The organism is Varibaculum sp. GTC20041 (genome assembly GCF_055387755.1).
In genome coordinates this window covers 1538270-1553680 of the sequence record NZ_AP041144.1, presented here as the reverse complement: position 1 = coordinate 1553680, position 15411 = coordinate 1538270, and the positions used below count along the sequence as shown (strand labels likewise).

Here is a 15411-nt window from a genome sequence, read left to right as displayed (position 1 = left end):
TGCTGGTTAGACCGATTGTGGTAGAAGTAGCATCAACGCTTCTAAGGGGATGGTTACCCAGTCGGGTCGCTGCTCGGCTTCGTAGCGCACTTCATAGAGAGCTTTTTCCACTTCAAAGGCTCTTAAAACCACTAGTGCGGGGCCGGGAAGTTGTTCTTCTCCAAAGTATCCGGACAGGAAGGCTAGGCGGGCACGGTTAAGCCAGTCTCCATCCGCCCCGCCCTCTACGCGGGCATAGTCGAATGAACGCAGCATCCCGGCAATATCCCGCTCTACCTGGTCAGGAGCGGTACGTTCTTCTAAGGGTCGTAAAGGTTCGCCCTCGAAATCGATCGCATACCAACTCTTCGAGCTATACAGGCACTGTCCGAGGTGATAGTCTCCGTGTACTCGCTGCGTAGGTGGCAATCCTCCCAGGCCAGTCAGTGCCTGAGCGAGGCGAGCGACTTCCTCCCCGATTAAATGGTCTCGCAGTTGCGGATAAGCGGTCTCCGCCTGCTGATACTGGTTGCGCAAACGGGTAGCGAGCATAGTTCCCGAGGCCGGATCCTCGCCCTGCCCAAAAGCCTCCAAAAGGTGGCGGTGCATATCGGCGGTAAACGCTCCTAGCTGGTGAGCTAGCTCCGTGGGGTCTTCGCCGCTCGCGGCCAGGGAACAAATCAGCTTGAAACCATCTTGAGCCTGATCTAGGCAGATCGCCGCACTTGCGGTAGTGACCTCTTGGGGTTGGCCGTCTTGATCCCAAAGACTGAGTTGGGAGTAACCGCGGGGCTGCGGCACTCCTTGCCAGCCGGTACGTGCCAACTCTAGGGGGACAGTCACCTCCGGGTTTGACCCGGTTACGAGCACCCGGAAAAACTTAATAATCGTGGGGTATTTTCCGCCCAACAGCACCGAAGTATTAGATTGTTCCCCGGATAAAACTTTGCTTTCCAAACTGGCAGCTAGCAGGTTCGATAGTAGATCGTCAGCTTCTGGCAATAGGGGCAAAGTGCCCGCCTGGTGGGTAGAGCGAATCCAATTCTGGACGTATGCTGGGCAGTAGGGGCCGTCGACCAGGTATCCGGGATTTTCCTTGGGGTAGGAAGTGCGTCCAGCAATCCCTGCTCCACTCCAATTTGCCACCAACGCCAGGGGCAGGTGATACCAGATGCCCTGCGCTTCCAAAATCAAGAGTCGAAAACCAGGATCCTCGAGTTCGCGGTAATCCAAAACCCGCACCTGGGAGCGCTCCAGGTTAGAGGGAAACCAACGCCGCTGGATCAGATACTCCCAGATAGTGTCGATAATAGCGTCTCTGCCAGGCCATTTAAGCTGGCTATTGGGGGACTCAGCGGTCATCTTGGTTCTCCTTTAACACCGAGAAATCTAGCGCCGGGTAACGATAGGCAGTAGTTTCGGCATCTGTGTCGGGTTGTGGGGCAGCAGCCGAGGTGGCGCTATGGGCGATCACCGGAACAGAGGTAGTAGTGGTTGACGGTTCATTTTCTTTATCTTGCAGGTCTTGTGCCTGGTCAGGAGCAAAAAGTTCTAGCCAATAAAAACCGTGGCGATTCATGGTTACGGTGACGGTTTCATCCGCGCCCACTGCCGGGAACCAGCCGCCATCGAAAGCTTCCCGCAAACACCAAGTGGCCATCCCGGGCAAGGTTAGCCGCGCCGCTACCGCGCCCTCGCCCAGATTGTAGATACAAAGCACTGTGGAGTTTTGGTCACGGCGAATAAAGGCCAATACCGAGTCTTGATCTGAACCTACCTGTGACAATGAGCCTTGCCCGAAGCAGGTCAGGCGGCGGCGCAAATGGATGGCGTCGCGCAACCAGTGCAGCAAAGACGTGGGACGCCCCAGAGATTCTTGGACATTGATGGTGCGGTTATCCCAACCCGGAGAGTCAATCAAAGGAACCAGGAAAGACTCGGGGTCGGCGGAAGAAAAACCAGCGGTCGCCGAAGTGTCCCATTGCATGGGAGTGCGTACCCCGAAACGGTCAGGGAGCCAAATATTGTCGCCCATGCCGATTTCGTCCCCGTAGTAGAGGAAGGGAGAGCCAGGCATAGAAAGCAAGAGGGCATGGGCGAGTTCTATTTTGCGGCGAGAACCCCCTAAAAGCGGCGCGAGGCGGCGGCGAATCCCCACGTTCGCCCGCATCCGCGATTCTGGCGCATACCAGGAATACATGTTTTCACGTTCCTGGTCAGTGACCATTTCCAGGGTGAGTTCATCGTGGTTACGCAAGAAAGTTCCCCATTGGGCACCCGCCGGCAGCTCCGGTAGCTCCGCAAGGATTTGCCGCAGCCCCTTGGAAGAGCCGGTGCGCAGCGCCGCAAACAGCCGAGGCATTAGGGGGAAGTGGAAACAAATATGGCATTCGGGTTCGGTTTCGCTGCCGAAATAGTCAATCACATCTAGGGGAGGTTGATTGGCTTCGGCTACCATTAACGTTCCCGGGAACTCTGCGTCCACCATTTTGCGCAGTTCGCTCACAAACCAGTGAGTTTTTGGGAGGTTTTCGCAGTTGGTGTCGTTTTCTTCAAATAGGTAGGGGATCGCGTCCAGGCGGAAACCATCCACCCCGGTGCGGCACCAGTAGCGCACCACGTTCATTACTGCCGCTTGCACCGCCGGATTTTCAAAGTTCAAATCCGGTTGGTGCGAAAAGAAACGATGCCAATAGTACTGTCCGCGTACCTCGTCATAGGTCCAGTTAGAGGTTTCGGTGTCGATAAAAATAATGCGGGCATCTTGGTAGTCCTGGTCGCTGTCTCGCCAAACGTAAAAATCCCCGTATTCGCCCTCGGGATCCTTGCGGGAAGCCTCGAACCAAGGATGCTGGTCAGAGGTGTGGTTGACTACAATATCGACCAGGATGCGGATCCCGCGCTCGTGAGCGGCCTCCACTAAGACAGTGAAGTCTTCCATCGAACCGAAAGCCGGATTCACATCGGTGTAAGCGCTAATATCGTAGCCGCCATCGCGCATGGGCGAAGGATAAAACGGGGGCAGCCACAGGCAATCCACTCCCAGCCAGGCCAGGTAATCCAGACGGGAAATCAGCCCCTGGAAATCCCCCACGCCGTCCCCATTAGAATCCGAAAACGCCTGGATTAACACCTCGTAGAAAACGGCGCTGCGATACCAGTTCGGGGTTTCCGCAGGGGAGGGAACCGCCTGGCAATCCCGGCGCGGCAGCAATAGTTTGCCCAGGTTGTCGTGTTCCTCGGTTATGGCTTCGCTCAACAAATACTCCTCTTAAATGCTTTAGTCTAGGAAGCTTCCACGGACATAATATGGGCAGGACGATCGTAGGGGTTGAGCTCGAAATAGTTAGCCGAGCCCCAATCGTAGACTTTCCCATCTAGCTCGTCGCGTACCTTAAAGCAGGACGAGGACGAGCCACTGATCTTCAGCGCCGACAGATCCAGGTGAATGGCGCCAATCGCGGTATCGTGTGGATCCAGATTTACTACCACGATCACGGTGTCAGCCACCCCGGTCGGAGATTCCCAAGCATCCAGGTGCCGGGAGAAACAGACTACTGACGGATGGGTAGTTTCATGAATCTTCAAATTCCGCAGGCGCTGCAAAGCCGGGTGACGGCGGCGAATCCCATTCAAAGTAGTGAGCAAACCCATCATTTCTTGCGCGGTTTCTCCGGAGTAATCACGCGGCTTGTACTCGTATTTTTCGTTATCGATTTGCTCCTCAAAGCCGGGACGCTGCACATTTTCAATCAGTTCATATCCGCTATAAATACCCCAGTTAGGGGAACCAGTAGCAGCTAAAACTGCCCGCATTTTGAAGGCCTGAATCCCGCCATCCACCATGACCTGGGTCAAAATATCGTGGGTAGTTGGCCAGAAAGAAGGCCGCATATAGGGGCTGGATTCCCAAGCCACCTCGTCGAAGTATTCTTCAATCTCTTTACGGGTGTTCCGCCAAGTGAAATAGGTGTAGGACTGATGGAAACCTACCTGCGCCAAAGTGCGCATCATCGCGGGGCGGGTAAACGCTTCCGCCAGGAACAACACTTCGGGATGCTTGTTGCGGAACTCCGCTAAAATCTCTTGCCAGAACTGTACCGGCTTGGTGTGGGGATTATCCACCCGGAAAATCGTTACTCCATGATCAATCCACTTTTGAATCACGTCCCGCACCGCGTTATACAAACCGCGATAGTCCTGATCAAAAACCAGGGGATAAATATCTTGATATTTCTTGGGAGGATTCTCTGCGTAGGCAATCGTTCCATCCGGGCGGTGCTTAAACCACTGTGGATGATCCTTCACCCAGGGATGATCCGGGGAGCATTGCAGCGCCAAATCCAGCGCTACCTCTAGACCTAGACCTTTCGCTTTCTTAACGAAGTAATCAAAATCGTCAAAATCGCCCAGATCAGGGTGAATAGCGTCATGGCCGCCCTCGGGGCTACCAATGCCGTAAGGTGAGCCGGGATCTTCCGGGGTAGCCTCCAAAGAATTATTACGTCCCTTACGGAAAGTAGTTCCGATGGGGTGAACCGGAGTTAAATAGGCGACGTCAAACCCCATAGCGGCAATGCGCGGCAAATCAGCGGCGGCAGTGCGCAAGGTTCCCGTATGCCAATGCCCTTCCTGATCTTTATAGGCACCGATAGAACGGGGGAAGATTTCGTACCAGGAACCGTAAAGGGCGCGTTCGCGGTCAACCCGCAAAGGATAGGTGCGAGAAGACTCGAGCAGATCCCGGAGGGGATGAGCCCGGAAGATTCCTCGAATCGAAGAATGAAGCCCCACCGACAGACGCTCTTGCACCGGACGCGACTGATCCCGCATAGCTTTGGCGGCATCCAAGAGGCGAGCGGCGCTCTTGGGATCCGGTGCTTGCTGGGCAGGATTATTTATGGCTTCCCCGTTAGCGGCACGTTCAAAAAGTCGGGCGCCTAACTCGAACTCCATCTCTACATCTTGATCTGCCTGCACCTTAATGGAGGCTTCCTTTGCCCAGGTCTGATAGGGGTCACAGAAAGTGTCGACCCTAAAACTCCAGTCCCCAACGCCGGTGGGCTTAATCCAGGCTTCCAGGCGATCTAAACCGGGCGCGACATCGTACATCCGCGCCCGCATCGTTTCTTTACCCTGCGGATCGACCAATACCACTTCCGCCCCTAAAGCATCGTGGCCTTCCCTAAACACCGTGGCGCGCACGGGGAAAGATTCATTCTCGACTGCTTTGGCTGGCCACAAACCGTCCTCGAAAACCGGTTCTACTTCGGTGACCGGGATCCGTGCCAGCCGAGCCTCGGGAGAAATAAGGTTCAAAGGTTTAAGGGTAGTCGCTTTGGGGGCGGCTACTTTCGCCCGGCTGGCGCGCCGGCGAGGAACGCTGGTAGCAGTCTTTGGTTTACTAGCGGAGGCTGCGTTAGCTTTCGCGGTAGCGCCCGCCGGGGGAGTAGTAGTGGCGGCCTTGGCATGAACCGCGGTTTTACGGGAACTGGTGGCGCTCACCTTAGAAGATTTAGCCCTCTGACCAGCTGAACTAGTAGTTGAGCGAGTTTTGCGGGAACGAGGCGTATCGCCGGCCATAGTGTCTCCTTATTAGACGGACTGCTTCCCCTCCAGCCTAACAAGCAGCAGTGCGCCTCGCGCCCTTTCCGCTCTCTGCTAGCGATAAAAGTGAGCGTAAAATGGCGCTACTTTGGACAAAAACAGTTTTACCCATCGGTAGCAGAAGCCGGGCCATCTAAGGAAATCTTAGGGCCGAGATAGGTGGGTTTTTGCTCGGTAAGCACCCAAGCAACATCCTTGGTGCGCGCCAAATACTCGCGGAGGTTACGTTCTACTTGCCCCCGATACGCATTACCGGCCGCACCTACTCCCCAAACCTCGATACCGCGACTTTGACAATCATAGAGGGCGCGGGGCAGATGGTAGGGCTGGGTCACTACGATCGCGCGTTGCACCGAAAAAATCGCTTCTGCGCGATAAGCCGATTCATAGGTAGAAAAACCCGCATGATCAGCATAAATCACCTGATCGCTAACCCCATGGTTAATCAACCACTGCCGCATCGCCTTGATCTCGTCATAGTGAACCTGCCCGTGGTCACCGCTAATCAAGATCTTCTTAGCCGCTCCCGCCTGATACAGATTCAAAGCGGTTTGCAGACGGTGGGTAAGCATCGGCGAGGGCGAGCCGTTCGGGTTTACCCCCGCTCCCAAAACCAGGATCACCTGGGCGTTCTTGTCCTTGGCCTCAGTTAACGAAACTATCTGGTCTTTGGTTTTCTGCCAAACATAAATGTTAGTTCCCGCCACGACAATAGCGGCAATCACCACCAGGGTAACCACTAGCCGGATCAGTCCCCGCAAAGCACGCATAAGGCTAGTAAACCATGTTCATTGCCTGGCGAACCTCCGCCAAGGTCTGGTCAGCTACCTCATTGGCGCGTTGATTTCCGCGCTCTAGCACCTGCCACAGATAGCCAGGGTCAGCCAATAGTTCAGCGCGCCGCGCCCTAATCGGGGACAGAGCGCCATCTAAAGCCTCCGTGAGCACCTGTTTTAGTTTGCCCGCACCCTGATCTCCGATCTCTTCGGCCAACGCACGCGGATCCTGCCCGCTAGCTAGGCCGGCCAGCCGTAACAGGTTAGAAACCTCGGGGCGATTCTCCGGATCATAAGTAATCTGGCGCTCCGCATCCGTCTTCGCGCGTTTAATCAGCTTCGCAGTTTCATCACTGGTCATTCCCAGCTCGACCGTGTTACCCCGCGACTTGGACATTTTTTCGCCATCCAACCCCAAAATCAGGGCACCATCACCAGATAGCAGTCCCTCCGGACGGGGGAACACCCGATGCTCCAAAGAAGACTTACGGCGGAAAACCCGCTCGAAACGATCCGAAATCACCCGCGCCTGCTCCAAGTGAGGAAGCTGATCCTTACCCACCGGCACCAGGTTCGCTTTACAGAACAAAATATCGGCCGCCTGATGCACCGGGTAAGTCAGCAACAATCCCGACATAGGCCGCTCCGAAGCCTCCAACTCTGCCTTCACTGTGGGGTTGCGGTGCAGCTCCGCCTCCGTAACTAGCGAGAGGAAAGGCAACATTAACTGGTTAGCTGCCGGCACCGACGAATGGGTGAAAATCGTGGTCTTTTCCGGATCCAGTCCGCAAGCAAGATAGTCAGCCAGCATATTGAGGACGCGCTCGCGAATCGGACCAGTACCCTCCCGATCCGTAATCACCTGATAGTCAGCGATCAAAATCCAGGTTTCCACCCCGCGCCGCTGGATCGTAACCCGGTTCTTAATCGTCCCGAAATAATGCCCCAAATGCAGGGCGCCAGTCGGGCGATCCCCAGTGAGTACCCGGAACTTGGAAGGATCCTTATCGATCGCTGCCTCAATCTCTTGAGATTTCAGCTCTGCCCGCTTCAAAGAAGCCGCATCAGTGGAATTTTCTAGTTTCTCGCCGCTATCGCTCATGGTTCCCAGTCTACGGTGCCAAGGATATTCCCGGAAAACTGGGTGCAACTGATAAGTGTCTTTCTAGTTGTTGGTTGTGCGCGGGGGCGAGATTTTTCCTCCTGCTAATCACCCGGGGCGAGATTTTTCCTCCTGCCCAAGAATTCGGAAAACGTGGCCACGTTTCCCGAATTCTTATGCCCACCGCACCTGCTCGGATAAAATCTCGCCCCTTGGTTAACTCGGATAAAACTTTTCCCCCGCGCCTACCCAATACCTGGAAGTTGCTAGGTCGGGTTGCACCCGGGTTTTCGGGAATGAAGTTAAATAACAGAGTGTGTCGGCTGTTAGTTGCGAGTGCAGTTGATTTTCTGTTGCCTTGGCAATCGGATAGTAGTTACGCGCGAGGGAAAGTTTTTCCTCCTACCCAAGCTTGATTATCAGGCAACCTGCTGTGGGTCTGGCTCGGTAAAAGCACTCCGGGGACCTCGATTTCCTCGTCTAGGCGAGGATAGGGAGTTTCTACAGGAGATTAATGGCTATGTTTCCGACTAGCAGAGATACTGGCGACTTGTGTGTCCCTCTCGTATCTTTTACCGGCCGCGACCCGAATCGCGTAGTTACTTTACGGGGGTGAAAGTTAGGAGTTGGTCGCGGTAATACTCGTACTGCTTACGCCGAGCTTCGATTTCTGCCGGTAACCCAGAAGAAAGATCGTTTACCAAAGCATCAAACTTATCCAAAATCCCCACAATCCTTTCCTGCTCCGCCAAAGGCGGCACGGGGATTTGGAATGCCAGGAGCTTTTTCATATCTAAAGAATCTACTGATCCGCCAGCTTTATGACATTTACGTAGAATGTCCTGGGAGTAGTTTTGCAGAGTGTACAAGGCGTACTTAGACGTCACGCTATTGTTTACTCGTAGGGCTTTAATATCCTGATTAACCGTAGCTTGCTTTTCTAATATTCCTACCGGGAGCGAGTGTTTCAAGATTCCCGAACGCGCAACTAACAGGATAGTCTCAGGGGGATATATCCGTAACCCTCTAGATTTAACTGCTTCTTCTGAGATCTGATCCTCTGTTTGGAAAATATACGTCTGCTTCATATCTTTGGGAGAGACCCACAAATAGCCCTCGGTCCAATAAGAACTTACAGATTTGCTGGGAGTGCCACCCCCACTCCAGGTGCCAAGTTCTCCCAGAGCAAGTTCGGTAGAAGTCGAGCGAAGTTTCGCACTATCAAACAACGAGGCGCGGTAGTATTCGTACTGCTGGCGACGAGCTTCTAATTCCGTTTGCAGATTCGCTTCTAGGTTGGTGAAGGAATCTAGAACTCGTACGATTTCATCTTGCACTTCCAGTGGCGGCACCGGGAATTTGAAACGTTTAAATTGCTTCATATCCACAGAGGCAAAGCTGGAATTCATTGTATTTTTCTTACACCAGTCAGCTAGAAGAAAGGTGTAATAAAACAAAAACTTGATATTAAAAAGATCGGCATATTTTTCACGTAAAGTTAGTGCTGTTAGCTGTTGATTGCACAAACCAGGTACTTCCATTAATGCATGTTCGCCAATGGTAGCCAATGTTGAAATAATTATGGTGCCTGCGGGGAATAAACCACTCTTTTTTACGGCAGACGGAGATACATTTTCAATCGCTTCAGTGAGAATCCTGTCGCCACCTCTAATATCAGCCAACCGAAACCAGGGAATCGTTCCGTTTTCCCAATACGCGGGATTCTTCCTTGAAGGCGTATAGCCGTTCCTAGTATTGAATAGTTCCTGCAGTGCTATGAATTCCACACCATCAGGGCAGTGGTGGGAGATTAGACCTTCTATGTGGCTCATGCGGGTACCTCGGTGTTAGGGGTGCTGCTGGCGCTTTTGGAGCTTGGTGTTTGCGCTGTTGCAGCTTTCAAAGTAAACCTCCCGATAATCGCAGCCTCGTCCTCTATCGTACAAAGTTAGTAACCATCTAGCGATAAACTTGCCGCCACTGATCTACTTCACTGACAGACATTTACAGGTTTGCGTGGGGGAGAGATTTTATCCGAGTGGGTGCGGTGGGCATAAGAAGCAAGATATGAGAAGTATCAGCATCGGCTAGACAGTAGGTTTCCGATATCGTAAGTCAAGGATTGAGGAGCGTGTCTCGCCCCTGCGGTATACACATCAGTAGAAATTTCCCTATGTTTAACGGATTATTCCATTTTGATGAACTAGTTATTGTAGCAAGCAGAGATGATTTTCTAACTCGTCAATCGATACCGTTTCTAACCGTCCTGCTCGGTAGTCCGCAACTTTTTTTAGGAGCCCGTATTGATATTCGAGCTGCGGTATCGATTCTTCGACTGCTTTTGTGAAGAAGTAGGCGCGACTGCGGCCGGTAGTCTTAGCCAGATTGTCATAACGCTTCACTAAATCTACGGGTAACCGAACCACTATTGGCACAGAGTCAACTACTTTGACCATGTTCATCCTGTCTGATGAAACTAGCGTCTAACACGGGCATTTCCGCTCCAAGCATTCCAAACTTGATCTTCATCTGCTGGGAGAAGATAATCGGTTAGATTTCCTGCGACTAAAGCGCCACAGCCCCAAGCGAATCTGAGACATTCTTCGGGGGAAAATCCGCGTAGGATCCCGTACAGTAATCCTCCGATGGAAGCGTCCCCACCTCCTATCCGATCCAAAACCTCAATTTCACGTGGATCTGCAAATAAAAACTGTCCATTTTTTGGGTTCAAGATATCTGCTGCTTCGTGTCTCCACAGCATCATGCCCCAAAGATGCCTATTTGCGCTCAGAACTTTTCTGAGGGTGGTAGCGATGTATTTAGCCTGTGGGTAAGTATTTCTAACTCGGCCTATCATCTGTTGAAACCCCTCTGCTTCCAGGTTTCCACCTCCTGTTTCAGGCCCTGGGATACCTAAGGCTAGCTGGAAATCTTCTTCATTGCCGAAAAGGATATCGCTCATGGCCGCAATCTCGTGGAACACGGTGCTAAGTTCGTCTTCGCGACCGTCCCAGAAGGATTGCCTGTAATTTAAATCGAAAGAAATTATGCTGTCATGAGCCTTCGCATATTTGACAATATCGATACACATTTGCCCGGTTTTTTCTGATAGCGCAGCGATCAGCCCAGAAATATGCACGATTTTTACTCGTTCCTGCGCGAAGATTCTGTCCAGATCAAAATCTTGCGCTTGCATAGAGGTGCCGACTTCTCCCGCACGATCATTCCAAACTCTGGGTCCGCGCGCCCCAAATCCACAATCAGCTAGGTTGAACTGGTGTCGGTATCCCCAAGCGCCTCCTTGCGGAATTGTGGAGCCTTCCACATCTAGACTGCGGGCGCGTAGGTCAGATCGTATAAATGATGCTACCGGGGATCCCTCCACGAACTTGGTCAATACTTTTGCGCGCAATCCCAACCCAGAGATTACCGAGGCTACATTGGTCTCTGCCGAGGTAGCTTGCATAAAAAGTCTGGAGGAATGGGCGAATTGTTGCCGGTTTTCGGGGGTAAGTCGCACGCCAACAGAAGTAGGCACCACTAAATCCCACAGTGCGTTTTGAAGCTTCATACTTCTATTTCCTGACGTTCGGCAGTGGACCATAATGTGTGAAATACTCCCGGTTTATCCGTGCGTTGATACGTGTGTGCTCCGAAATAGTCCCGTTGGGTCTGGATTAGATTGGTTGGAAGCTGCGGATCACGAATCGCATCAAAATAGGATAGTGATGACGAAAATACCGGAATGGAAATACCGGCATTGGTCGCGAAAGAAACCACTCGACGCCAGTGAGTTTCAGCCCTCTGTACTTGTCTCAAGAAATAATCATCGGCAAGTAGCAGGGAAAGGCCTGGATTACGACGATAGGCTTGGGTCACTTTATCTAGGAAACTGGCTCTAATGATGCAACCAGCTCGCCATATTTTAGCAATATTACCTAAGTCAATGTTCCAGTTATATTTGTCAGCACCAGCCTGAATAACCCCTAAACCTTGCGAGTAGGCAACTATTTTGGAAGCATATAGCGCTTGGCGGACATCCTCAATGAATGATTCTGAATCGTTAACCAGCTCAGAATCTGCTTGATGGATATTGGGAGTACCTAACTTTGCTTGCGCTAGTTCCCTTTGCGTAACTGAAGAAGAGAGGCTGCGGGCAAAAACTGCCTCGGCTATTCCGGATATGGGTACCCCCATTTCCGCAGCCACCTGTACTGTCCAGCTGCCAGTACCTTTCTGTTGGGCTTGATCGAGAACTAAGTCAACTAGAGGCTTTTGGGTTTCTAGGTCGCAGTGGCGCAAAATATCAACGGTGATTTCAATCAGGTAAGAACTTAAAACCCCGCTATTCCAATCAGCAAAAATTTCAGCGATTTCACTAGCGGAAAGATGCAGGCATTTACGTAGAATGTCGTATGCTTCGCTAATGACCTGCATGTCAGCGTATTCGATGGCGTTGTGAACCATCTTTACAAAATGTCCGGCTCCATTAGCTCCCACATGCGTACAGCAAGGTTCATTGTCTTCACTGGACTTAGCGGAGATTCTTTCCAGCATCGGGCCTATACGTTTATATGCCTCAATGGAACCGCCTGGCATTATTGCCGGTCCGTTAAGAGCACCTTCTTCGCCACCTGAAATTCCGCATCCCACGAACTCTAACTCTTTGCTCGCTGCCGCTTTTTCTCGTCTTATAGTGTCGGAAAACAGAGAGTTACCACCGTCAACTATCATGTCGCCCGGTTCCATCAGCTCGCTAAGCTTGGTAATTACCTCGTCTGTGGGCAGCCCTGCTTTAACCATAATGATCGCGCAACGAGGTTTGGACAGTGAATTAACGAATTCTTTGAAGCTTTTCGTGGGGATGAAAGCACCTTCCTTACTGTGATTCTTCATCACAGCTTGGGTTTTCGCATATTCCCGATTATAAATGGCAACCTTATAGTCGTTTCGTGCCAGATTCCTCGCCAGATTGGAACCCATAGTTGCCATTCCTATAACGCCCACATCTGCTAGCTGTGTCATAGTTAAACTCCTTTGTTTATCTTTGTTCTGAAACGTTGAGGGAAGAAAAATTAGGAGGATCCTCAGGGGATCCGTAGGAAAATTCCGCTGCTTGCATGAACTCTTCAGTAGCTTGTTCAACGATCTGGGAGGATGAAGAAAAAGCTAATTCTTCATCTTGTTGATCAATTGCTTGTGCCAAGATCTTGTGAAAGTTCAAAGCCTGCGTATCTGGCTTTGAGGGCATGAGGCCAAAAATGTGTCGCACGCTTAATATTGTGTTTACGTGGTGGGACAAGCTGGCTATGAGAGGATTGTTGGATTCGTGAAGAATCCGATCATGAAATTCGACATCAGCTTTTAGAAATCCCTCCATATCGTCGTCTTTTACGAAATTGCTTAACTCACAGGAAATCTCTAGTAGCCGGGCTGCAGCTTCTGATGAACGGTGAGCCGCAGCTAAGCTAGAGGCGGTGGGTTCAAGTGCATGGCGCAGCTCGACTAGCCAGTGGAGCTGTTTTAACCGTTGCATGGGGTCAAGCAAACGCCACCTGATTACTTCGGGACTGGCATGTTTCCAGCAATCGGATTTCTGAACTACGGTGCCAAGTTTTTTTCGTGACTCCACTAACCCCAAAGAAGTTAGTACCCCTACAGCTTCGCGAACCACCGAAAGCGATACTGATTCTTCAAGCGCTACTGACTCCAGTTGTAATATCTCACCTGGTGCAATCTGGCCGCGAACTATTTTTAGTCCGAGGGTCTCTACCAAGCGATCTTTTAAAGTACGCGTGACCGCGAGAATGGACTCTGCTGCTGATGCTTCCACGAATGTCCCCTTTGCTCTTCTTTGGTTGGGGTAGATATTGGTATACCGCTCACCGAAAGCAGTATTTCGTGAAAAATACCCCTAGCATGATGTATTCCCTAATCTTCTAAGAATCAGTTTCCGCTGAAAAAGATCCTGAGAAAATATTAGCTCTCTAGAGTCCTTGACACAAGAATAAATCTGATTTATTCTTTTTTCATTGTTCAAGCATCGACAGTCGAGGGCGCCTGGCATGCTACGGCGCGAGTTTACATGGGAGTAAAACTATGAAGACCTCAATAACGAAAAAAAGTCGTGCTAAAACCGGTGAACAGCGGAAACGACACTTTAAATATTATTTGCGGTTAGCGATTAATGAACCCACTACTCTCATCGGTTTGATGCTGGTCATTCTGTTTTCGTACATTATTTTGGCGCCAGTTATCAGTTTGCTTACGGACTCCGCCAAGCTTCAGTTCGAGGACAGTATGCGCTTGGGAGCACCGGAAGGCTCTATTACCAGCTACTATTTTTGGCAGGTATTTCGCTCCACCGTTTCGCAAGCGATTTTCTGGCGACCCCTGCTACATACGCTGACAATTTCCTTGGTGACAGTAGTCTTTTCGTTACTGATTGGAGGACTGCTAGCCTGGGTTCTCACGCGAACAAACCTGTGGGGACGCAAGTCGCTATCTACCGGTCTCCTTATCCCCTATATGCTGCCGTCATGGACTTTTGCTTTGGCATGGTTATCTCTGTTTAAAAATAGGAAGGTAGGAGGACAGCCCGGCTGGTTAGAAGCCGCAGGTTTCAGCCCCCCGGATTGGTTGGCGTATGGCAGTGTCCCAATCATCATTGTTTTGACAATTCACTACATGCCCTTTGTGCTGATGCTTTTCGGCAATGCATTGACTAGGTTTGATTCGCAATTGGAAGACTCCGCTCGAATTTTAGGAGCGTCACCAAGGCATGTAGTTCGCTTAGTAATACTGCCCTTAATGCGCCCCTCGCTGGTGTCTTCGTTGACCCTCGTGTTTGCGCGGTGCCTAGGGGATTTCGGGGTCACCTATATCTTGGGTGTTCCAGTCAACTATGATGTCCTCGCCACCTCTCTATTCCGTGCTTCGACGTCCCGACAGACTGGAGCAACAGCCGTATTAGCGTTGTGCATTATTCTTTTGGGAATAGCTTCCGTTCTAATAGATGCCCGAATGGCAAAACAGGCAAAACGATATGTAACAGTGGGCTCTAAGGGTGCGATGTCAAGGATACGTCCCCTGGGTAAAATGCGAATTCCTGCAAGTATCCTGGTACTTTTAGTGTTTGTTCTATGCGCTATCTGCCCGATGTTCATCCTATTCATGACCACGGTTATGCGTAATCCCGGAGACTTCTCGTGGAGTAATTTTACTTGGGACTTCTGGGTGGGGCATAACCTCACCACTACGGTTATGCCAGATGGAATCCTACTTACAAAAGATTTTTGGCTTTCCGTATGGAATACGTTGTGGATGGTAGGCATCACCTCAATTTTGGCTGGATTTTTAGGATTGATGGTGGGCTATGTAGTAATGCGGGTCCCCGTTAAAATCGTGGGGTCATTTTTACGGCACGTCACCTTCCTTCCTTATCTTGTACCTCAAATTGTTTTTGCGGCAGCTGTGCTTTCGCTATTCGCTGTTCCGCGCGGACCCGTGCCAGCGCTATACGGTACGCCTTGGATATTGCTGATTGCGATGACCGCATCGGAAATGCCTTTCGCTACTCGTTCAGGTATAGCCTCCATGATTCAGCTTGGTAAGGATCCCGAAGAAGCAGCACAAATTGCCGGAGCTGGATGGGTAAAGCGAATGGTTCGTGTGCTAGTGCCTATTCAGAAAGGATCTATCGTAGCGGGAATATTGATGCCTTTTATCTCCGGAATAAAAGGATTGAGTCTGGTGGTGCTGTTGGCGGTACCTGGTACAGATTTGATGACCACGTATTCCATTCGTTTGCTCGACTATGGATATCAACAGGCGGCGAACGCTGTAACTTTGATGATTTGTGTCGTTGCGCTGGTGGGAACCATCGTGGTGCAGAAACTTACAAAAACTAGTATTGCGGCCGGTCTCGGTGGCTAATTAGAAAGAGGC

General features: G+C 51.2%; 11 protein-coding genes. 1 reads left to right on the top strand and 10 read right to left on the bottom strand.

The genetic code is table 11. The features are described 5' to 3' along the window. Positions 1-6: 6 nt before the first annotated feature. The 10 genes from ACZ5BI_RS06530 to ACZ5BI_RS06485 all read right to left on the bottom strand — a co-directional run bounded on the left by ACZ5BI_RS06530 (position 7) and on the right by ACZ5BI_RS06485 (position 13297). Positions 7-1341, bottom strand: coding sequence for a phosphotransferase (locus tag ACZ5BI_RS06530; protein WP_464895915.1), 1335 nt, complete (start codon positions 1339-1341; stop codon positions 7-9). Further along, a complete protein-coding gene (gene treS / locus ACZ5BI_RS06525) occupies positions 1331-3238 on the bottom strand; it encodes a maltose alpha-D-glucosyltransferase (RefSeq protein WP_464895914.1) in 1908 nt (635 codons plus the stop codon). The genes ACZ5BI_RS06530 and treS overlap by 11 nt, the downstream gene beginning before the upstream one ends. A 26-nt stretch (positions 3239-3264) precedes the next feature. Next, the gene (locus ACZ5BI_RS06520) at positions 3265-5562 is read right to left on the bottom strand and encodes an alpha-1,4-glucan--maltose-1-phosphate maltosyltransferase (protein WP_464895913.1); all 2298 of its coding nucleotides are present in this window, start codon (positions 5560-5562) and stop codon (positions 3265-3267) included. Positions 5563-5690: 128 nt separating this feature from the next. Then, complete coding sequence (locus tag ACZ5BI_RS06515; protein ID WP_464895912.1) at positions 5691-6356, bottom strand: SanA/YdcF family protein; 666 nt, start codon at positions 6354-6356, stop codon at positions 5691-5693. A gap of 4 nt (positions 6357-6360) precedes the next feature. Continuing rightward, complete coding sequence (gene trpS, locus ACZ5BI_RS06510) at positions 6361-7464, bottom strand: tryptophan--tRNA ligase (RefSeq protein WP_464895911.1); 1104 nt, start codon at positions 7462-7464, stop codon at positions 6361-6363. A 599-nt stretch (positions 7465-8063) separates the two neighbouring features. Next, the gene (locus ACZ5BI_RS06505; protein WP_464895910.1) at positions 8064-9296 is read right to left on the bottom strand and encodes a restriction endonuclease subunit S; all 1233 of its coding nucleotides are present in this window, start codon (positions 9294-9296) and stop codon (positions 8064-8066) included. Between the two features lie 375 nt (positions 9297-9671). Next, on the bottom strand, positions 9672-9920 hold the full coding sequence (gene relB / locus ACZ5BI_RS06500) for a type II toxin-antitoxin system RelB family antitoxin (protein ID WP_464895909.1): 249 nt from the start codon (positions 9918-9920) through the stop codon (positions 9672-9674). Between the two features lie 20 nt (positions 9921-9940). After that, positions 9941-11035, bottom strand: a complete 1095-nt coding sequence (locus tag ACZ5BI_RS06495) for a sugar kinase (RefSeq protein WP_464895908.1) — start codon at positions 11033-11035, stop codon at positions 9941-9943. Beyond that, positions 11032-12489: an NADP-dependent phosphogluconate dehydrogenase gene (gndA, locus tag ACZ5BI_RS06490; protein WP_464895907.1), complete on the bottom strand. Its 1458-nt coding sequence runs from the start codon at positions 12487-12489 to the stop codon at positions 11032-11034. The genes ACZ5BI_RS06495 and gndA overlap by 4 nt, the downstream gene beginning before the upstream one ends. 16 nt (positions 12490-12505) lie before the next feature. Next, positions 12506-13297, bottom strand: a complete 792-nt coding sequence (locus tag ACZ5BI_RS06485; protein WP_464895906.1) for a FadR/GntR family transcriptional regulator — start codon at positions 13295-13297, stop codon at positions 12506-12508. Positions 13298-13563: 266 nt separating this feature from the next. On the opposite strand from ACZ5BI_RS06485, the gene ACZ5BI_RS06480 reads away from it, so the two are divergent. Next, positions 13564-15399, top strand: a complete 1836-nt coding sequence (locus ACZ5BI_RS06480) for an ABC transporter permease (protein ID WP_464895905.1) — start codon at positions 13564-13566, stop codon at positions 15397-15399. Positions 15400-15411 lie beyond the last annotated feature (12 nt).